15 protein-coding genes and 2 pseudogenes are annotated in these 21,245 nt (G+C 34.9%); 8 read left to right on the top strand and 9 right to left on the bottom strand.

Annotated features, from left to right (window positions below; all coding sequences use genetic code 11):
- Positions 1-87: 87 nt before the first annotated feature.
- From EKL98_RS10160 to EKL98_RS10140, 5 genes and pseudogenes are all read left to right on the top strand, one after another.
- Positions 88-333 (top strand): annotated as a pseudogene (locus EKL98_RS10160) (integrase core domain-containing protein); the annotation flags it as partial.
- A 267-nt stretch (positions 334-600) separates the two neighbouring features.
- Complete coding sequence (locus tag EKL98_RS10155) at positions 601-948, top strand: helix-turn-helix domain-containing protein (protein ID WP_126556010.1); 348 nt, start codon at positions 601-603, stop codon at positions 946-948.
- Positions 948-2,240: a type II toxin-antitoxin system HipA family toxin gene (locus EKL98_RS10150; RefSeq protein ID WP_126562206.1), complete on the top strand. Its 1,293-nt coding sequence runs from the start codon at positions 948-950 to the stop codon at positions 2,238-2,240. The genes EKL98_RS10155 and EKL98_RS10150 overlap by 1 nt, the downstream gene beginning before the upstream one ends.
- A gap of 9 nt (positions 2,241-2,249) precedes the next feature.
- Complete coding sequence (locus tag EKL98_RS10145) at positions 2,250-2,429, top strand: hypothetical protein (RefSeq protein ID WP_126460079.1); 180 nt, start codon at positions 2,250-2,252, stop codon at positions 2,427-2,429.
- Between the two features lie 166 nt (positions 2,430-2,595).
- Complete coding sequence (locus EKL98_RS10140; protein ID WP_126460076.1) at positions 2,596-4,380, top strand: DUF885 domain-containing protein; 1,785 nt, start codon at positions 2,596-2,598, stop codon at positions 4,378-4,380.
- A gap of 110 nt (positions 4,381-4,490) precedes the next feature.
- Here EKL98_RS10140 and EKL98_RS18570 read toward each other — a convergent pair.
- The 5 genes and pseudogenes from EKL98_RS18570 to EKL98_RS10115 all read right to left on the bottom strand — a co-directional run.
- Positions 4,491-4,721 (bottom strand): annotated as a pseudogene (locus tag EKL98_RS18570) (integrase core domain-containing protein); the annotation flags it as partial.
- A gap of 94 nt (positions 4,722-4,815) precedes the next feature.
- Positions 4,816-6,282 carry a Na+/H+ antiporter NhaC gene (nhaC, locus tag EKL98_RS10130; protein ID WP_126556001.1) on the bottom strand — a complete coding sequence of 489 codons (1,467 nt, stop codon included), beginning with the start codon at positions 6,280-6,282 and terminating at the stop codon, positions 4,816-4,818.
- A gap of 204 nt (positions 6,283-6,486) precedes the next feature.
- Complete coding sequence (locus EKL98_RS10125; protein WP_126562204.1) at positions 6,487-8,100, bottom strand: glycoside hydrolase family 3 protein; 1,614 nt, start codon at positions 8,098-8,100, stop codon at positions 6,487-6,489.
- 167 nt (positions 8,101-8,267) lie between these two features.
- Complete coding sequence (locus tag EKL98_RS10120) at positions 8,268-9,542, bottom strand: MFS transporter (protein WP_126460066.1); 1,275 nt, start codon at positions 9,540-9,542, stop codon at positions 8,268-8,270.
- 26 nt (positions 9,543-9,568) lie between these two features.
- Positions 9,569-11,098, bottom strand: coding sequence for a glycoside hydrolase family 10 protein (locus tag EKL98_RS10115; RefSeq protein WP_126562203.1), 1,530 nt, complete (start codon positions 11,096-11,098; stop codon positions 9,569-9,571).
- A 236-nt stretch (positions 11,099-11,334) separates the two neighbouring features.
- Here EKL98_RS10115 and EKL98_RS10110 point away from each other — a divergent pair, with 236 nt between their 5' ends.
- The 3 genes from EKL98_RS10110 to EKL98_RS10100 all read left to right on the top strand — a co-directional run bounded on the left by EKL98_RS10110 (position 11,335) and on the right by EKL98_RS10100 (position 17,321).
- Positions 11,335-14,250, top strand: coding sequence for an FAD-binding and (Fe-S)-binding domain-containing protein (locus EKL98_RS10110; protein WP_126562202.1), 2,916 nt, complete (start codon positions 11,335-11,337; stop codon positions 14,248-14,250).
- 235 nt (positions 14,251-14,485) lie between these two features.
- Positions 14,486-16,405 carry an amino acid permease gene (locus EKL98_RS10105; protein ID WP_126515645.1) on the top strand — a complete coding sequence of 640 codons (1,920 nt, stop codon included), beginning with the start codon at positions 14,486-14,488 and terminating at the stop codon, positions 16,403-16,405.
- A gap of 256 nt (positions 16,406-16,661) precedes the next feature.
- Positions 16,662-17,321, top strand: a complete 660-nt coding sequence (locus tag EKL98_RS10100) for a M15 family metallopeptidase (protein ID WP_126562201.1) — start codon at positions 16,662-16,664, stop codon at positions 17,319-17,321.
- Between the two features lie 4 nt (positions 17,322-17,325).
- Here EKL98_RS10100 and EKL98_RS10095 read toward each other — a convergent pair whose 3' ends face one another.
- The 4 genes from EKL98_RS10095 to EKL98_RS10080 form a co-directional block, all read right to left on the bottom strand.
- Entirely contained in the window at positions 17,326-17,892 is a 567-nt protein-coding gene (locus EKL98_RS10095) for a hypothetical protein (protein ID WP_126460051.1), read from the bottom strand.
- 2 nt (positions 17,893-17,894) lie between these two features.
- Complete coding sequence (locus EKL98_RS10090; RefSeq protein WP_126460048.1) at positions 17,895-19,076, bottom strand: class I SAM-dependent methyltransferase; 1,182 nt, start codon at positions 19,074-19,076, stop codon at positions 17,895-17,897.
- 2 nt (positions 19,077-19,078) lie between these two features.
- Complete coding sequence (locus tag EKL98_RS10085; protein ID WP_126460045.1) at positions 19,079-20,170, bottom strand: AI-2E family transporter; 1,092 nt, start codon at positions 20,168-20,170, stop codon at positions 19,079-19,081.
- Between the two features lie 75 nt (positions 20,171-20,245).
- Entirely contained in the window at positions 20,246-21,190 is a 945-nt protein-coding gene (locus tag EKL98_RS10080) for a zinc metalloprotease (protein ID WP_126453317.1), read from the bottom strand.
- Positions 21,191-21,245 lie beyond the last annotated feature (55 nt).

Here is a 21,245-nt window from a genome sequence, read left to right as displayed (position 1 = left end):
CTATTGAAGAATTTAACAATCAAATTAATTACAAAAATGTAGCTTAACTTAATGTGCAGTTTTTATTTGCATATCCATTCCTATAAAATGGTTACAAGGAGTATGAGTAGAAAAGGGAATTGTTGGGATAATGCAGTAGCTGAGAGCTTTTTTAAGACTTTGAAAACCGAACAAATTTATGGTAATAAACTTATATCAAAAGAGCAAATGGAACTCGATATATTTGATTTTATTGAAATCTGGTACAACAGAAAAAGAAGGCATTCCGCCTTAGATTACAAAACAATAGAAGAATTCTGGAAACAGAAAAATAATTTTAAAAATGTTGCTTAACTAATACTGCGGGTTTTATTTGCATATCCAGTATGTAAAAAAGTTTTAGGCCTTTTAAATCAAGAAAGAATCATTTTCTGGGATAAAAATTCGGAAGACAAATTTAAATCCTTTTGTGAAGAATATGTACCGATGGAAATTTTAGATGAAGATGAAGACCAAAACATTCTTAATGAAATAGTCTTTTAAAGTTATTTATTGAGTTTTTCGTTAAAATTAGCTATATTTGTATGACACATCAGTCATTAAATCATAAATAACTACTTTATGAATGATACATCATACATAAACTGGATAGCAATGAGCGATAACGCTTTAGCACAAACCATCGGTGCTTTTGTTAAACACCATCGCTTATCGCAGAACAAAACGCAGGAAGAGGTTGCCGGAGCCGCAAATATAAGCCGTTCTACACTCAGCTTACTAGAAAAAGGGGGAACAATAACAGTCCCAACCTTGCTACAAGTATTAAGAGTATTAGACCTTCTCTATATTATGGAGGTTTTCAAGATACAAGAACAAATAAGTCCTATAGAGTTAGCTAAACTAGATCAGCAAAAAAGACAACGAGCGAGAAACAGTGACAATGATTCTAATAAAAAATCAGATTGGTAATGATAACAACGGCATTTGTTAAAATATGGAATGAAACGGTGGGAGCTGTTGCTTGGAATACAGAAACGGGAGTAGCTAGTTTTGAATATGAGGCAAAATTCTTGGCGAAAAACTGGGATTTAGCCCCATTAAAAATGCCTGCCAATAATGCTCGTGGACGTATTTTTACTTTCACAGAATTAAAAGAAATTAAAACATTTAAAGGACTTCCTGGATTGCTGGCAGATGTATTGCCAGATGATTATGGAAACCAATTAATTAACAGTTGGCTGGCCCAAAATGGTCGACCGGAAAACAGTATGAACCCTGTTGAAATGCTTTGCTTTATAGGAACCCGTGGTATGGGTGCGCTTGAATTTGAACCTTCCCAATTTAATGTCAATAAAAGAGCTTTTGATATAGAAGTGGATAGCTTGGTAGCCATCTCTCAAAAAATGCTGTACAAAAGAGAAGGTTTTACAGCCAATCTAAACCAAAACGAGCAAGAAGCCATGATGAACATCCTTAAAATTGGAACCTCAGCTGGTGGTGCTCGTCCAAAAGCCATTATTGCCTATAACGAAAAAACAGGACAGGTAAAATCCGGACAAACAAATGCCCCAAAAGGATTTGAACATTGGTTAATCAAACTTGATACGGTAAGCGATGTGCAGTTTGGTGCAAGTACTGGCTATGGTAGAATTGAAATGGCTTATTATCTGATGGCAAGAGCAGCCGGAATTGAAATGATGGAATGCCGTTTATACGAAGAAAATGGTAGAGCGCATTTCATGACGAAACGTTTTGATAGAGAAAATGGCGATCAAAAACACCACATACAAACGTTATGCGCAATGCAACACTATGACTTTAACCAAATAACGAGTTTTAGTTACGAACAGTTGTTTCAAACCATGCGTTTATTAAAACTACCGTATCCACAAGCGGAACAGTTATACAGAAGGATGGTGTTTAATGTAATAGCACGCAATTGTGATGACCATACAAAAAACTTTGCATTTCGACTAAAGAAAGAGGGTGATTGGGAACTTTCTCCTGCTTATGATATTTGTTTTGCCTATCGCCCTGATAGTGATTGGGTAAGTCAGCATAACTTAAGTATTAATGGAAAGAGAACCTATATTACCAGAGAAGATTTACTGACAGTAGCAAAATCAATGAATATAAAAAAGGCGAATACTATCATCCAGCAAATTGATCAGGCTGTGAAAAGATGGTACGAATTCGCTGAAGCCGCAAATGTGGAGAATAAAATGAAAGAGAGTATTGCTAGATCACATCTAATTTTATAAGTAAAAAACATGTTTGCAGACAAAGTAATACAAACACTTACAGAATGTGATAAAAATATACTCTTCTATTTTGATGCAGATGGATCAAAAAAAGAAGAATTAACCGCTATTGAAGAAGCCGGTATAAAAGTAATAGAAGTAAATCAAAACTATTTTGAGTTAAAGTACAAACTGGAAATGGTATTGTAAATAATAGCGCTTTGAGGACAAACTAAATAATTGCAATAGTTAAAAAAATAAAACATAAATTAGCATATTGAAAAAAAAAATTAACATAAATACCCTAATAGCAGCCATTTAATCGAAAGACTAATCAAGCGTGTAGTATTAAATCATTTTCTAAATAATCCTTAATATGAATAAATTAAAATCTCTTCTTAGAAAAATAGCAGTCCTGCTTTTTGTTTTCACCGGCACAATTGTAATGGCACAAAAAAACTCAAGCAATGCTAAATTCAGCAAATTTCTAGATAATTATTACGAAGAAGGCTTGCTATTAAACCCATTGACAGCTACACAAAGAGGCGACAACAGGTACAACGATTTATTTCCGAACGATATCGCTGAACCCTACCTAAAAAAACAACACGACTTTACCATCGTGTATCAAAAACAATTAGCATCGTTTGATAGAAACAAGCTGAATTCTTTTGATAAAATTTCTTTCGACATCGTAAGTCTCCAAATAAAGCAAGCCCTGGAAAGAGAAACATTCCATCTTGAATACATTCCCTTTAGCCAGTTTAGGGGCTATCCCAGTTCATTACCTTCTCTTGGTTCAGGAAAAAGTTCTCAACCATTTAAAACAGCGAAAGATTATGAAAACTGGCTCAAACGAATTGATGGTTTTACGATATGGGCCGATACTGCGATAGCTAATTTTAACAAAGGCGTTGCAATGAAAATGGTACTTCCCAAAGCCTTGGTGATTAAAATGATTCCGCAGCTGGAAGCTCAAATTGCGACAGATACACTTAAAAATATCTTTTATGAACCCGTTCGGAATATGCCAAGCTCCTTTTCTGCAAAAGAAAAGAAAGCGATACGATTGGCCTATCAAAAGGCAATCAACACTAAAATAATCCCTACTTACCGAAAACTGGCCGATTATTTAAAAAATGTTTATTTGCCAAAATCCAGAACCACATCGGGCTACAATGATTTGCCCAATGGAAAAGCAATGTATGAATATTTTGTTGGAGTAAACACCACTACCAATCAAACACCGGATGAAATTTACCAAACGGGACTTCGAGAGGTGGAACAGATTACTAAAGAGATCGATGACCTCAAGATAAAAATTGGCTTTCAGGGAGACCGAACTGCATTTTTCAATCATGCCCTGACTGATCCCTCCTTTTTTCCTTTCACCACTGACGAAGAAATATTGGAAAGTTACAGAGCCATCCTGCCCATCATAGAGCCGAAGCTGAAAAAATTATTCAATATTGTTCCCAAAACAGCCTTCGAGGTGAAGGCAATTGAAAAATTTAAAGCGGCGACGTCGGCAGCCAATTATGAAAGAGGCACAACGGACGGTAGCAGACCCGGTTATTTTAATGTTCCAATCGTTGACGCTACTAAATTCAATAAGTTGGGGATGGACAATCTTTTTATACATGAAGCAATTCCGGGGCACCATTTTCAATTGTCCTTACAGCAAGAGAATCAATCCATGCCTAAAATCAGAAAATTTGCTGGCTATTCCGTTTTTTCTGAAGGCTGGGCTTTGTATGCCGAATCATTGGGTGATGAACTAGGATTGTACACCGATCCTTATCAAAAATTGGCTGCCTACAAATCAGAATTATTTAGAGCGATACGATTAGTGACAGACGTTGGATTGCATACCGGAATAATGACAAGAGAAGAGTCAATCCAATACATGATGGAAAAAGGGGGAAGAGAGCAGCAAGCTTCTGTTTCAGAAACAGAAAGATATATGGCAATGCCAGGACAAGCGCTTTCCTATAAAACAGGGGAATTGAAAATTTCGGAATTGAAAGCTAAATACATCAAAAGCTTAGGCAGCAAGTTTGAAATCAAAAAGTTTCACGATGCCATTTTGCAGGTTGGTTCCGTGCCTTTAAATGTGTTTGAAACTTATATGGATAATTGGGCTTCTGAACAAAGTAACTAAGGAGAATATAAGTATTAATTGGGAAACAATAGTTTTTTTAAAACCTAACGAAGTTATTAAGTTGTCTTGTCCTGAATAACCGATACAGATTATTAGATAAAAATATTTAATTAAACACTTGCAAAAACGTTTTTGTAAGTGTTTTTTGTTTTATATGTCCTCATTTTAATTTGATTTTGTAAATGCATTTTGTTTGGAGTCAGCATGAAATTAGAATAATGAGGTCTTAATTCATTGTATATGCTGATTGATTCTTTTACAATTTGCTTCATAACTTTTAAATCTAGATTGTATTTGTCAATCATAAATTCCTGCTTTAATATTCCATTTATTCTTTCAGCTACAGCATTTTCTTATTTATTTCTAAATCTAGAATTAGGTTTTGATGTTTTCTAAATCGATGATGAGAATTAGTGGTTACATGATAACTTTTATTTAGATAGATGTATTGTTTGCATCACTTTGTAATTGTCTTATTTTTATGTTGAAAGCAGCAAATAATAAAGTCATAAAAGGGCTTAAAAGATTAAAAAAGGCAAAAGGAAGATAGTCTAATGTTGGCACACCTAATGTTCCTGATTGGTACGCTCCGCAGGTATTCCAAGGAATTAATACCGAGGTTACAGTCCCGGCGTCTTCTAATGTTCTACTTAAGTTTTCAGGGGCTAAACCTTTATTTTTATAGGCTTTCGCAAACATTTTACCCGGAACTACAATGGCTAAATATTGATCCGAAGCTGTAATGTTTAATGCCAAACAGCTCCCTACGGTAGACGCAAATAAACCAAAAGTGGTGTGTGCTAATTTTAAGAGGGCTTTACTAATTGTTGCCAATGCGCCAATTGCATCCATAATGCCACCAAAAACCATTGCGCAAAGAATCAACCATATAGTTCCCAGCATTTTTTGCATTCCTCCAGAAGTAAATAAATCCGCAAGGGTTTCATTTGTAGTAGGAATGCTTACTTTAGTTGTTATGGCATCCATTATTCCTCTGTAACCGGATTGTAAAGTCATGTTGTTGACACCAGAAATTTGATTGATGATGTGAGGTTGAAATAGAATTGCAAATACAGCAGCCAGAAGAGTTCCTGCTAAAAGAGCAATTAGCGGTTCTGTTTTTTTTATGATTAATCCAATAACAACAGCGGGAACTATAAATAACCATCCCGAAACAGTAAAAGAACTTTCAATATCATTCAGCAGTGTTTTTATATCCACATCTCCTTTAATATCCACTGTCAAACCCAGAATAATAAACAAAATTAGAGTAATAATATACGTAGGAATTGTTGTTATCATCATATATCTGATGTGCGTAAACAAATCGGTTCCGGCCATAGCAGGGGCGAGGTTTGTTGTGTCTGACATGGGCGATAATTTGTCTCCGAAATAGGCTCCGGAAATAACGGCCCCTGCAACCATTCCTAAATCAAAACCCAATGCGCCACCAACACCAATTAATGCTATACCTACCGTAGCACTGGTGGTCCAGGAGCTTCCGGTAGCAATAGAAATTATAGAACAAATTAGCAATGTAGCAGGCAAAAATACCGTTGGACTCAAAATTTGTAACCCATAATAAATCATCGAAGGAATAATGCCACTTACCAACCAAGTTCCCGCTAATGCTCCAACCATAAGTAAGATCAGGATAGCGCCTACGGTTGATTTGATGTTCTCGGCCACTTCATCAATCATTTTTTGATAGGTAACCTTATTAAAAAAACCTATAATTGCTGCAACAGCTCCACCCAGCAAGAGTACAAATTGATTGCTTCCGCTCAAAGCATCATCACCGTAAACGAATACATTAAAACCTAGCAGCATGATGAGCGCTAGAACAGGAACCAACGCTTGTCCTATTGATAATTCTTTATTTTTGTTGATTTTTATATCCATTCTATAGTGTTTGGATGTGCAATATAGATAAAAAAAAGCCTTATATCCTAAAGTGGCTGCTCTATCAGTTTTGGTTTTTTGTAGATTTTATTAGTAGAACTTTCAAATTAAACCATTCGGGATTTAAAATATTTCGGAATTTATTTTTTGGCTATTTTTCACAATCCGTAGTCCTTTTTAGAGAAAATCAAATATTTTATGAGTCTATTCAATAGTTGATATTTGCACCGGCAGAGCTCCTTTACACTCCATGTTTTCCAGTAATTGGTGTGCTGCTGTTTCTTGAAATTCCGAAAAATCCTGATACACTTGAACGATTCCTGCAGTAGCACTTAAGTTAGGAATTATCTGTAATGCGTACGGGTTTCCAAAGACATATAAAAAACACTTTTTTGAAATAAATAATTTTTCTAAATACTGCAATACAAAATCCTCTATATCAAAATTATTCATTGGTTTGGCTTTTGGAACAAACAAAGCAATAAGAATAGTATCAAAATCTAGTAGCAGTTCATCTAATTCATTCAGGGCTATGGTATCTCCTCTTTCATAGCAAAATTCAGGACAAGGCAATGCGGCCGATAAATTTTTAAAAAAAGAATTTTCAGTGTTTTTATACAGACTTATTTTGGCTAGATTCGCTCTGTTTTTTGCATCAAAAAGCGTAACGGTATTGCGGGTGTCTTTTATTTTAGTAATGCAATTTTGAGCAATTTTTGAGTTTAATTCAGAAGTGGTTTTAAAATCAAAAGCATTCCGGGAAAGATGCAGTAATTTAGAAGTTCCGTCTATAATACCTGCTTTTTGTTTGCATTTCCACAACCGGTTAAAGCTAGCTTCAATCCGTTCCGGAGTTGCGTTTTTTAGGATTTCCTGTATTCCTTCGGGTACGTTTTCGGCAAAGCACAAAATATCATTACCAGCATTAAAAGCTTCCCATTCCAGTTGCCCTTTTTGATCGTATAATTTAGAAACGCTGTGCATATTCAAAGCATCCGAAATCACTAAACCATCATAGCCCAATTGCTTGCGCAAAAGGGTTTCAATCACGGATTTTGACAGCGTTGCCGAAGTGTTTTTTCCTTCGTTCAAAGCAGGAACTGCCAAATGGCCAATCATAATCGAATCGACTTTGTTCTCAATTCCTTTTATAAACGGAACCAGTTCATTGGCTACTAATTCTTCGAGAGTTTCTTTTAAAATAGGTAATCCCAAATGCGAATCAACATTAGTATTTCCGTGTCCGGGAAAATGTTTGAGACAGCCTAAAACACCAGTATCATTAAGTCCTCTGAGATATTCCAGCGCAAAATCAGTTACTTTTTTTTTGTCTTGACCAAAAGAACGGTAGCCAATTACAGGATTATTCGGATTGTTATTGATATCCGCCAATGGCGATAAATTATAATGAATCCCAACTGATTTTAAGTCTAAACCTATTTGTTTGCCCACTTCATAAACCAGATTTTTTTTATTGTCAGGCAAAGCGCCAAGGGTAATCGCATACGGATATTGTGGTGTTTTTTCTACGCGCATAGCCAATCCCCATTCGGCATCAATACTCATTAATAACGGAGTCGTAGCACAATTTTGATATCTGATTATGAGTTCTTTTAAACGCTGAAAACTACCATCATTCAGGACTACTTTTTTTGTAGTTTCATAATTGGTTGCTGCACTGGCACGGCTGTGAAAAAAAGTCAATCCACCTATATTGTGCTCTTTTATTAATCGTTCGGTAGCCTGAATGTTTTCCTCAGTATCATTGATGAAAACGGCTGGAAAAAAAAATTGTCCTATTTTTTGTTCTATTGTCATTATAAAATGAATATGATGTTAATTTTAAACAAATAAGTCACGTAAGTCAAATTACACAGAATAAATAATTATTTAAAAGGGTTGTGAAAAAACAGTTATTTTTAAGAGAGTCTTACTTTCTTAAATAAACTTATATGACTTATATGTTTAAAAAAAAGCTAGTTTGTTTATTCTTGTTCTGTTTTCTTACCGAAATTTGCAGGAAAAATCAAAAAGCGGGATAAAATTAATCCAGGGATGGTTGCCAAAAACACCCAAATAAAGAAATTTCCATAGCCCAAATAGTCTTGAATAAATCCGCTCAACATTCCCGGAAGCATCATTCCTAACGCCATAAATCCGGTTGCAATAGAGTAGTGAGAGGTTTTTGATTCGCCATCAGCCACATAAATCAAGTACATCATGAAAGCCGCAAAACCAAAACCATAACCAAATTGTTCCGCAATCACCGTCGCATAAATATAGAAAACGGAACCGGGATGAAAATGGGATAATAGTATGAATCCTATTATAGGTAAGTGCATGGCTAAAATCATGGGTAACATCCATTTTCCTAATCCATCTCTGGAAATGGCTATACCGCCTAAGATGCCGCCCAAAGTAAGCGAAATCACGCCAAAAGTCCCATAGATAACGCCAACATCCTGTGTGGTTAAGCCCATGCCTCCTGCAGTTATAGGATCTATTAAAAAAGGAGTTAACATTTTTAATAACTGAGATTCTCCTAATCTGAATAATAAAATGAAAGCCAAAACTAAACCAATTTGTTTCTTTTGAAAAAAAGTAGCAAAAACAACTCCGAAGCTTTTATTTGGGACTGATTCCGTTTTTGCCTCTGCAATTTTTGTTTCAATTTTTGGAGTCGAAAAATAATTGTAAATGGTAATTACCGTCATAATTAATCCTACAATTACCATGGTGTAGGACCATGCTTTTTGTTTGTCTCCATATTCCTGTTCCAGATAACCAGCAATAACTACAATTAATCCGTTTCCGGTAAGCATAGAAAGTCTGTAAAATGTACTCCGGATTCCAAGGAAAAAGGATTGTTGGTCTTTCTCTAAAGCCAACATGTAAAAGCCATCACTGGCCACATCATTAGAGGCTGATGCAAATGCCGCCATCCAAAAAACAGCTAGACTTAGCATGAAAAAATTATTCATAGGAATGGTCAAACCCACAATCAAAAATGCAACTGCAATCAGTAATTGCATGCTCAAAAACCATTTTCTTTTAGTCGAATAGAGGTCAATAAAAGGGCTCCACAGCGGTTTGATTACCCATGGTAAATATAGTAAACTGGTATATATACCAATATCCTCATTGTTGATTCCTAGGTTTTTATACATTATTACCGAAACCGAAATAATAATAGCATACGGCAAGCCTGAAGCAAAGTTTAAAACGGGAATCCAATACCAGGGTCTATTGTCTGTTTTCATTTAAGGCAAATTATATTCAATTAAAATTATAGCGTAAAATTGACAAAAGCAGCTTCACTTTCATTGCCATAAAAATCGATGAATGTAATGGCGCAGGAATTATTTTTATCTAATTTATAAGTAGGAATTACTATTTCAACTGGGTTTTTCTCATTGAAAGCAATTTTGTTGATGATTTGGCTCGGATCATTCACATCAATTTGTGTTTCAGATGTAGATCCATAAACCATCACATAACGCACTTGACTATTTTCAGGATAAGGAACATAAAAACTAGAAGAAATCGAATTTTTAACCAGTGCGTTTGCCCTTGGAACAGCGATTACTTTTTTGACAAAATTTGGAACAACGTGAGGAAGTGCAGGATATTTGTATTGGTTGTTTTCCAGTAATCGAGTCACACTTTGATTTTTGTTTAAAAATGATTTGGCACTAAAAAAAGCATTACCCTGAATATTTTTATATGATCTGGTAATGTCTATTTGGTTGGGGATTTCGTATGGATTATTCCATCTTTTGTCAGAGTCGGTATTGATTTTGTATGATCCGTTACCAATATAGATTGCCGTATTTGTTGAATTTTCAGACCACCAACGCAACAATTTCGAATAGGAAGCTTTAGGGTGATCCATACTCCAGTATAGCTGCGGAACAAGGTAATCAATCCACTTGTTTTCCATCCACGCTAACGGATCAGCAAATAAATCATCGTAATTAGTTTGCCCAGATTCCGTTTCGGAACCTCTTGAATCTACTGATTTATTTCTCCAGACACCAAATGGGCTGATGCCAAATTGCACCCACGGTTTGATTTTTTTGATCGATATTGAAACACTTTTTACAAAATCATTCACATTTTTACGTCTCCAATCCGCTAAATCCAATCCATCTCCATATTTTTTGAAAGAATCAGTGTCGTCAAATAATTCGCCTTTTATTTTATACGGATAAAAATAATCATCAAAATGAATGGCATCAATGTCATAATTTGTAACGACTTCTTCCACGACAGCTGTCAAATGATTTTGAACTTCAGGCAAAGCAGGATTGTAATAGTATTTACCACCATATTTTATCATCCATTCGGGATATTTAAAAAAATCGTGTTGAGGACTTAAAAGTGCAGTATTGTAATCCATTGTGGCTCGGTATGGATTCATCCAAGCATGAAATTCAAAACCTCTGGCATGCGTTTCAGCAATCATCCACGCTAAGGTGTCAAAATAAGGTTTTGGTGCCTGTCCTTCTTTACCGGTCAAAAATCGGGACCAAGGTGCTAATTGGGTTGGATAAAAAGCATCACCAACACTTCGAATCTGAACAATGACTGCATTATAATTTAATTTTTTATAAGCCTCTAAAATCTCAATATAATCTGCTTTTTGTTTGGCAACATTATCAGTACTCATTTTAGGCCAGTCAATATTCACCACTGTAGCAATCCAAACGGCTCTAAATTCATTTTTGGGATTTGTAGCGGATGTTTGTGCGTTACCAATCGAAAAAGATAGTAAAAAGAATAAAATAAGCAAAAGAGTGTGCTTGCGATTTTTCATTAGAGTATTGTTTATAAAGTATTCAAAAATAGTTTTTTTAGTGAAATTTACCCGATAAAATGGGTTTAAAATTCGACTTTTTTTATCAGCGCAATTTCTTTGCCGTTTTTTCAAAATAACATTAAAGAATACTTTACCTTAAATAATAAAAGGATTTGAATATTTCTTATTAGTTTTTAAAGTATACACCACTATATATTTATATTTGTGAAAATAACAGCAATTCACTCCACAATATGTCAATTACGCCTCCGTTACAAGAACTATCTCAATCATTAGAAGGCATTCTTTTATATGATGACCTTCATAAAACATTGTATGCCACTGACGCTTCGGCCTACAGGATCCTGCCACTTGCTGTAGCGATTCCAAAATCAGAGGAAGATATTGTAAAAATTATTCGCTTTGCAGCAAAAAATAAAATTTCAATTACGCCTAGAACTGCCGGAACATCATTGGCAGGTCAAACTGTAGGTAGTGGAATAATCGTGGATGTTTCGAAACATTTTACAAAGATTGTTGCTTTTGATTCTATTAAAAAAACCATTACCGTACAACCAGGAGTAATTCGGGATGAACTGAATTTATATTTAAAACCGCACGAATTGTTTTTTGGCCCCAATACTTCGACTTCCAATCGTTGTATGATAGGCGGAATGGTAGGCAATAATTCATCTGGAACTACATCAATTCGGTACGGAGTTACCCGAGATAAAATTGTGGAAATTAAAGCAGTTTTGAGTGATGGAAGTTCGGCAGTATTTAAAGAAATGACTTCTGCTGAATTCATTGAAAAAACAAAAGGGAACACGCTTGAAAGTTCTATTTACAAGACTATTTATGAGGAACTTTCGAACACAGAAAACCAAAAAGAGATTACAAAAGAATTTCCGAAACCTGAAATTCACAGAAGAAACACCGGATATGCAGTTGATTTAGTATTGAAATCGGAACTTTTTGGAGGAACCGAAAGCACTATAAATCTAGGAAAACTCCTTTGTGGAAGCGAAGGAACTTTAGCATTTACCACTGAAATTACGCTGAAAGTAGATCCGCTACCGCCAACAAATAATGTGATGATAGTGGCCCATTTTCATACCATTCAGGAAAGTTTAGAAGCTGTGGTTACCGCAATGAAACACCATTTGTACACTTGTGAAATGATGGATGACACCATATTAGATTGTACCAAAACCAACCGGGAACAGGCTAAAAATAGATTTTTCATTCAAGGAGAACCAAAAGCGGTTATCATGCTTGAAGTAGCCTCGTATCACAGTATGGAAGATGCTGAATTACAGGCCAATGCTTTGATTTCCGATTTAGAACGAAATAATTTTGGGTATGCTTTGCCAAAAATTTACGGAGCAGATATTGATAAAGTAAATGAGCTGAGAAAAGCAGGTCTTGGACTTTTAGGCAGTATTGTTGGCGACAATAAAGCGGCAGATTCTATTGAAGATACCGCTGTTGAATTGAGTGATTTGCCTAATTATATTGCTGAATTCTCCGCAATGATGGAGCGTCATGGTCAAAGTGCTATTTATTATGCGCATGCCGGTGCAGGAGAATTGCATTTGCGTCCGGTTTTGAATTTGAAAACAAAAGAAGGGATACACCAATTTAGAAACATCGCAACCGAAGTGGCTGTTTTAGTCAAAAAATACAGAGGTTCCTTGAGCGGGGAACATGGGGACGGTATTGTTCGTGGAGAGTTTTTACCTTTTATGATTGGAGAACAGAATTATGAATTATTGAAAAGAATCAAACATGCTTTTGACCCCAACACCATTTTGAATGTGGGAAAAATTGTAAACGCTTTCAAAATGGATGAAAACCTTCGGATGGAAGCGGGGAGAGTAGAACCGGAAATACAAACTATTCAGGATTTCTCTGATAGTATGGGGATTTTGCGTGCTGCGGAAAAATGTAATGGTTCTGGTGATTGCAGAAAATTACCTTCGGCCGGAGGAACCTTGTGTCCTAGCTATCGCGCCACGCGGAATGAAAAAGATACGACGCGCGCCAGAGCCAATGCGCTGCGGGAATATTTGACGCATTCAGAAAAAGACAATAAGTTCGATCATGAAGAATTATATAAGGTATTTGAGTTGTGTGTGAGCTGCAAGGCTTGTGCCAGTGAATGTCCCAGTAATGTGGATGTGGCAGCAATGAAATCAGAGTTTCTGTACCACTATCAAAAAGCGAATGGATTTTCATGGCGCAATAAAGTATTTGCTTTTAATGCGAAATTAAATGGACTGGGGAGTATCACTCCAAAGTTTACGAATTTCATGCTGAACTTGCCTTTGGTAAAAAAAACCATGGGAATTGCCTCAAAAAGAGAAGTACCGCCTTTGGCTCAGCAAACCTTTAGAAAATGGTATGAGAAAAATTGGAATCAAGCACCAAGTGATTCTTTTGTAAACGGAAAAGTATGTTTGTTTTGTGATGAATTTACTAATTTTTATGATGTTTCAGTAGGCATTGATGCGTACGAGTTATTGACAGCATTAGGATATGAAGTAATTATGGTGGATCATGAGGAAAGCGGAAGGGCTTTTATCTCTAAAGGTTTTCTGGAAGAAGCCAAAGCAATCGCAAACATAAACGTAACTGTTTTTTCGGATTATGTTACTACTGATTTTCCGTTGATAGGAATAGAACCTTCAGCAATATTGACCTTTAGAGATGAATACATTCGATTGGCTGACGATAAGGAAGGTGCTGAAAAATTAGCACAACATGTATTTACGATTGAAGAGTTTTTTAAAAATGAAATTACAAAAGGTAAAATTCATCCAGAACAATTTTCTGATGTTGCAAAAACAATAAAAATTCACGGACATTGTCACCAGAAGTCATTGAGTACTATGGAAGCAACTTTTGTAATGTTGAATGTCCCTAAAAATAGTTCAGTTACGATTTATAATTCGGGATGTTGTGGTATGGCTGGCTCTTTTGGTTATGAAAAAGAACATTATGAAATCAGCATACAAATGGGAGAAGACACCTTGTTCCCAAAAATAAGAGCTACTGATGCAACAGTGGCTATCGCAGCAGCAGGAACTAGTTGCCGCCATCAGATTTTTGATGGTACCAGTAGAAAAGCCTTGCATCCGGTCACGATTCTAAAAAGCTGGTTGAAATAATAATTGCAGCTGATTTTAAAATTATTTTTTAATTAGATGAATAGCAAAATTTGACTTATTTACTATAAAAAAAAATTGATTTAACTTTTATAAAAAATAAATAAAAAAATAGTTAGAGAAACTCCATTAATTAAAATTGTTTTATACTTTTGAATTTTGAAGATAATTTGAACTATTTTCATAATTATAGCATACAATTTACAGTTTATTAATTTTTAATGATAAAGTTTAGTTTATGGCATCTTCAAGTTTATTTAGAAAAAAAACAGTACAAGATATTTTAAAACAGGTTGAAAAAAGAGATGCCGATGGCCATAATGCATTAGGAAAACATTTAACGGCGCGTGATTTAACAGCATTTGGTATCGCCGCAATTGTAGGAGCCGGAATTTTCAGTACGATTGGTAAAGCTAGTTCTGATGGAGGGCCTGCAGTTATCTTTTTGTTCTTGTTTACTGCTATAGCCTGTAGTTTTGCTGCTTTTGCGTATGCTGAATTTGCATCGATGGTTCCCGTTTCCGGAAGTGCTTATACGTATTCGTATGTGGCTTTTGGAGAAATAATAGCCTGGATTATTGGTTGGGCGCTGATAATGGAATATTCTGTGGGGAATATAACGGTCGCCATATCGTGGAGTGACTATTTTACGGGTTTACTTGAAAGTGGCGGGCTTCACTTACCACAATGGGTTCAAATGGATTTTTTGTCCGCTTCCAGAGGTTTTGACGATGCCATTGCGCTAATGCAAGGTGGCAAAGAATTTGCAAACTTAAGTCCTGCTTTACAGGATGCTTATACAGCCTGGACGACTTCGCCGGTTATTGGATCGTTTCATTTTGTGGCAGATCTTCCTGCACTACTGATTATTGTTTTGATTACGGCATTGATTTACCGCGGAATGAAAGAATCTCGAAATGCGAGTAATATCATGGTGGTTGTCAAATTATGTATTGTTCTTTTAGTCATAGCGGTTGGTGTTTTCTATGTGGATACTGCAAATTGGGATCCTTTTGCGCCTAATGGTGTTACAGGAGTTTTAAAAGGAGTTTCAGCAGTGTTTTTTGCTTACATTGGGTTTGATGCCATCTCGACAACGGCTGAGGAATGCAAAGATCCACAACGTGATTTGCCTAAAGGAATGATGTGGGCCATAATAATATGTACCGTTTTATATATTGCCATTGCTCTGGTACTTACCGGAATGGTGCGTTATGACCAGTTGAATGTAGGTGATCCCTTGGCTTTTGTATTTGAAAAATTAGACCTAAAATGGATGTCCGGAATCATTGCCGTCAGTGCGGTTGTGGCTATGGCAAGTGTTTTATTGGTTTTTCAAATGGGACAACCGCGTATCTGGATGAGTATGAGTCGTGATGGTTTGTTGCCAAAACGTTTCTCAAAAGTACATCCAAAATACAAAACACCATCGTATGCGACAATTGTTACCGGGTTTGTAGTAGCAGTTCCCGCTTTATTTTTGAATTTAACATTGGTTACGGATTTGTGCAGTATTGGAACGTTATTCGCTTTTGTATTGGTTTGTGCCGGAGTTTTAGTGTTACAAAACAGAACCGATATACCTCGTGGAAAATTTAAAACTCCTTATGTAAATTCAAAATTCATATTGCCAGTTTTGATTATTATGGGATTGGTGTTTGCTTTTGGTTACAATAAAAAAGGAACAATGGATTTTATTACCAATAAAACTCAAATCAACAGTTCATCCGCTATCATCACCTCGTTAAACAAAGAAGAAACCCAAAAAGTATACAATTATTTAGTCACTATTGATGCTAAAAACAGCACTGATGAAACGCCGGATTTAGAGCATTTATTGCGCCAATACCAACAAGATGATGCAAAATATGCTGCTGTTATAGCGGGTTTGCCAATTGCTGATGCAGTGAAATATGAAAGCGGTTTTAGTTTATTTAAACACAAAATTCCAATGTGGATTTTCTTGATTGTTTTAGCTGGATTATCCGTTTGGTCTTTTAAATCAAATTTGTCTTTGATACCGCTATTGGGATTGATTTGTTGTTTGTACATGATGGCTGAATTGAGTGTTTGGAACTGGATTTATTTTGGAATATGGCTTTTGATTGGATTGGTCATTTATTTTGGCTTTAGCCGAAAAAACAGCAAATTAAATTAAGAACACGAAAAAATTCTAAAACAGTCAGGGTCTTACTATGCATTTAGATCACTATTAGGAAAAACAAATAAGTCCGCTAAAAGTAATTTTAGAGGACTTATTTGTTTTAGAGGATATCTTAGTTGTCTTTTTTATACAATGAAATTGAAGGAAATGCAATTGCTTTTTCAAAATTGAAACGATTACTGAACGGATTAATTCATAGGGAATAATTGATACCACTATTTTTTACCTTATTTTTATAAAAAATAAACACATGATTTTCACTGTCAAAGCACTTGTATTCGTTAGTTTTCTTTTTTGTATTGTTAGCTGTCAATCCCAAAATTTGATTTCTAAAACGGATGAAAAAAAGAATTCAATTAGCAATGATACGCTATTTGTAAATTTGAAAGAATACAGTCAAGATTTTCTGTATGATATGAAATACGCCACAACAGACAATTTCCTGAACGCAAAAGTATATGATTGCGCAGAATGTTTTTTGCGGTTAAAAACCATTCGTGCACTTGTTGAAGCCAATGAGAAGTTTATGGAAAAGGGCTATAAGATTAAAATTTTTGATTGCTATCGCCCTTTAGATATTCAGAAAAAAATGTGGGAAATTGTACCTAATCCTAAGTACGTGGCTAATCCTTCGAAGGGATCAATTCATAATAGAGGGGGAGCTGTAGACCTTACTTTAGTGAACGGCAGTGGAAAAGAATTAGATATGGGTACTGGTTTTGATTTTTTTGGAGTCGAAGCGAGTCATGATTATCCTACTGTTTCGCACACAGTAAAGGCAAATAGAAACCTGCTGAAAACAACAATGATTAGTAGTGGTTTTAATTCATTTGATTCGGAATGGTGGCATTATAATGTAAAATCAGGGTTGAATGACACTATTTCTAATACTAAATGGGAATGTAAATAAACTATTATTCGATACACTTTATCGTATTTATAAAGTAGGTTTCCGGATAGTAAATTTCGTTGTTTAATTCCGATTTAAATTCCTTTTTTATAATAAAATCCTCTGTATCAGTTAAATATTTGATGCGCATCATAGAAACTGGAGAACTTTTTAATTCTTCAAAACTATCCTTCATAAACATAAATGCTGCAGAATTGATCCGGTTATCATATCCATTGTCATCACGAATCAAAGTGCCACAATCTTCTTGATCAGTGTGTATCAACGTAATTATTTTTCCGTTGTTGAGTTGTAAAAACAATTTTGAATTTTTATCAAAACAATTCGCTTTTATAAATCCCTTGCTTTTTTGGATAAATTGTATGTTTAAGGTTGGTAATCCATCCGTTAAAGCCAGTGAATAGAAAATATAGCTGGAGTTTCCGGCAAATTTTTTTTCACTAATCATATATTCTTTAGTTGATTTATAGGTTCCTATTGAATCAGTAACGTTTTCACTGTAATCACATGGTTTTTGTGCAAAAAGACTCAAACTGAAGAAAAAGAAAGTTAATGTAATTATGAATTTCATTTTTATGATATTTTGGTGCAAATTAAAACTATTTTATGGTTATTTTCATCAGTTGTAAAAAAACTATATATATTTCCTCCGTCTTTTATTTTCCATTTTTTCCGAATACTTTCTACACTGTCCGGAAAATTCCGAGTTGTGATATTGGCTTTACTGTTTTCTAAAAAAAATTTCATCGCTGTTTTGTTGTAGGAAAATGTATTTTGAATTTCAAAAACACGACCCGGAAAGGGAATTAAGTCCATGGAAGTGTATAAGTGGGAATGCTTGTGTAGTTTATTGACTTTGTAAAAGGATCCCACTTCATCAAATCCACCTGATTTCATAATAGCACTATTGGGTTCGTATAAATAGGTTTGAGGTAAGCTGAAATTTGAAAAACTAGCAACTTCATTCCAAATAAAATCAAAAGTTTCATTTTTATCCTTGAGGATATTGACAGTTTTAATGCGTATTGGTCCGGAATAAGCTGCATGAAGTTCCCATAACAATTCCTTAACTTCGTTCTCAACGGCTATAATATGAATTTGTTTCACGTGTTGTAATTCCGTTAGTCCGGCAGTAATATCAAGAATAGGAGCCGTTTTTATGAGAATAGCATTTGTATTTTTAAAATAAAGAGTTAGATTTTTAGGAACATTTGGCAAACAATCTTTAAGCATGAATACCTTTCCTTTGGTATCATTTCTTCTGGAAGGATCAATATAAATCCAGTCCCAGTTTGTTTTTAAAGCGGTTAAGGTTGCCAGACTATCTCCGGTATAACAAGTAATATTAGGAACACGTAATTGCTCAAAATTGTGTTTTACAAGTTGAGATAAATCGGGATTAATTTCGCAATGAACCACTTCTTTTATTTTTTGTGCAAAATAAAAATCATCCACACCAAAACCTCCAGTCAAATCGATTAAGTGATCACCAGTAACAATAGAAGCTTTATAAGAAGCTGTTTTTTCAGAAGACGTTTGTTCTACTGAAAGTTTGCTTGGATAAATGATGTTTTGGGACAAGAACCAATGTGGCAATTTATCTTTTGCTTTTGTCTTAGCGTCTATTTGGTTCAAAATGGTGATCCAATCCACATTAGGAAAGGGATTTTTTTGTAATGCTAATGTTGCTACGTGTGTACCAATGTTAGCATTGATAAATACTTGTACTTCAGGATTTAAAATCATTAAATCCAAAATTAAAGGTCTTTAGTTAATGATTGAATGATCTTATTTTCCGGAAAAAATTCTTTCCCTATCACCTTAATTATTGTATACAATGGAACGGCTACGATCATTCCCAATATTCCAAAAAGAAAACCGGCAATTAAGATAACCAGAAATATTTCTAAGGGATGTGAACTGACACTTTTTGAAAAGATAATAGGTTGGGATAAATTGTTATCAATAATCTGAACGATCCAAAAACCAATAAGAACGTAAATTGTCGTTGGTAAAATATCGGATTGGAAGTCACCGCCTAAATTGCTGATCATAGTCAAAATTGCGGCTAACACCGATGCAATTAATGGACCTATGTAGGGGATAATATTCAATACAGCACATAAAAAAGCAATAACAATTGCATCGGGAATACCAAAAATGACTAAGACTATGAAGTATAAAAGAAACACAATAAATAATTGAAGCAATAATCCAATAAAATAACGCGATAGTAAATGGTTGATCTTTTCCAGTGAATTTAAAATTTGAAATTCGTGACTATTGGGAATTAATTTTTTTACTCCTAAAAGAAACATTAATCGGTCTTTTAAAAAGAAAAAAGTAATAAACAGTACCGAAGCCAGTCCCACAACAAAACTACTGATTGTTCCCAAAATAGCATTTAGAAAATTTGGAATGATATTAAAATTTATTTTAGAGGAAATGTTGGCTTCCTTAAGTATTTGTGAGGAATCAATTTGATGACTTTCCAAAAACACACTGATCTGATTGGCTAACTCAATTATATTTTTTTCAATTTCTGCTGTGTTGAGCAGTGATAAATTTTGTCCTTGGGATAAAATCAAAGGAATAAACATCATTATGAAACCAAATATAATCAGTATAAAAATAAACAAAGTGGTAATAGTAGCAAAGAGATGATTAAATTTTAATCTCCGTTTAAAAAAATCTAAAATAGGATTTCCAATCATTGTGAATATAAAGGATACTACAAGATAAATTATCACCGATTGAATTTGGTAGAAAAAGAACAGCACTAAAGCACCTAGCACTAAGGTAAGTAGCGCACGGATAATGCCGCTAGAAATGGTTTTTGACGTAATCATATCTTTATATTAAGGGCTAAAGATAAAAAAAACTCGCTAACAAGTAGCGAGTTTTAAATTCTAAAAAACTAAAAATTATATTCCGAAACTCGCTCTTGCTCCACCAGAAACAAAAATTGCATCCATTCTTGATTTTTGGCCGTTAGAGAACATGTACATACCTCTATCATCTGTATAATCCATGTAATTCATAGTCATTTCTACAGGAGTACCAGAGCATGTACTGTAATGAGGGTAGGTAGGAACACCATAATTAGCAGTATTGTGCGTAGGCGTGTCAGAAACTAAATCGCTTCCACAAGTAGCATCACCCCAAATGTGACGTAAATTCATCCAGTGTCCTACTTCGTGAGTTGCTGTTCTTCCTAGATTAAATGGCGCTGTTACTGTCCCGGTAGTACCGAATGCATTGTTATCCATTACTACTCCATCGGTAGACGATGCACCTCCAGGAAATTGTGCGTAGCCTAGAATACCGCCACCAAGATTACAAGACCACATGTTTAATACAGTTGTTGGTGTAGTTGGAACGATTCCATTTGTTGATTTTTTCATAGAATCATCTGTAGACCAAGATGTTATAGTAGTAGATCTTCTCTTTACACTTTGTAAGACGAATGTAATTCCAACATTTGCTTTTACTCCTGAAAATGCTGCGGGAACTGAATTATAATCAGAATTTGCAGCATTAAAATCTTTATTCAATACGTCAATTTGGGATTGGATTTGTGCCAGCGAAATATTTTCAGCTGTAGTTCTGTATAAAACGTTTACGACCACTGGGATTTCTACTTTACCGTTAACTAAGCGACCAGATAACATTGCTTTGTCGGTAAAAGCTTCAATTTTATTCATTCGCAAAACTAATGACGGATCAGCTTTCATTTGGGCAGCTAACACCTCTTGAGATGCGCAACCACGTTTTGTAACTGCATCAGCTGATGGAGTAATTTCTGTTGTGTCATTTTGACAAGAAAAAAGCATTAATAATGCTACAGCAGATAAAAGAATTTTTTTCATAATGAATTTGTTATAAATTAATAGATTTGGTTTATTATATCACAATTTTATAACA

The sequence above is a fragment of the Flavobacterium bomense genome, from assembly GCF_003970355.1.
The sequence above is the reverse complement of the archived record's forward strand: the minus strand, read 5'-3'. Positions and strand labels throughout refer to the sequence as shown.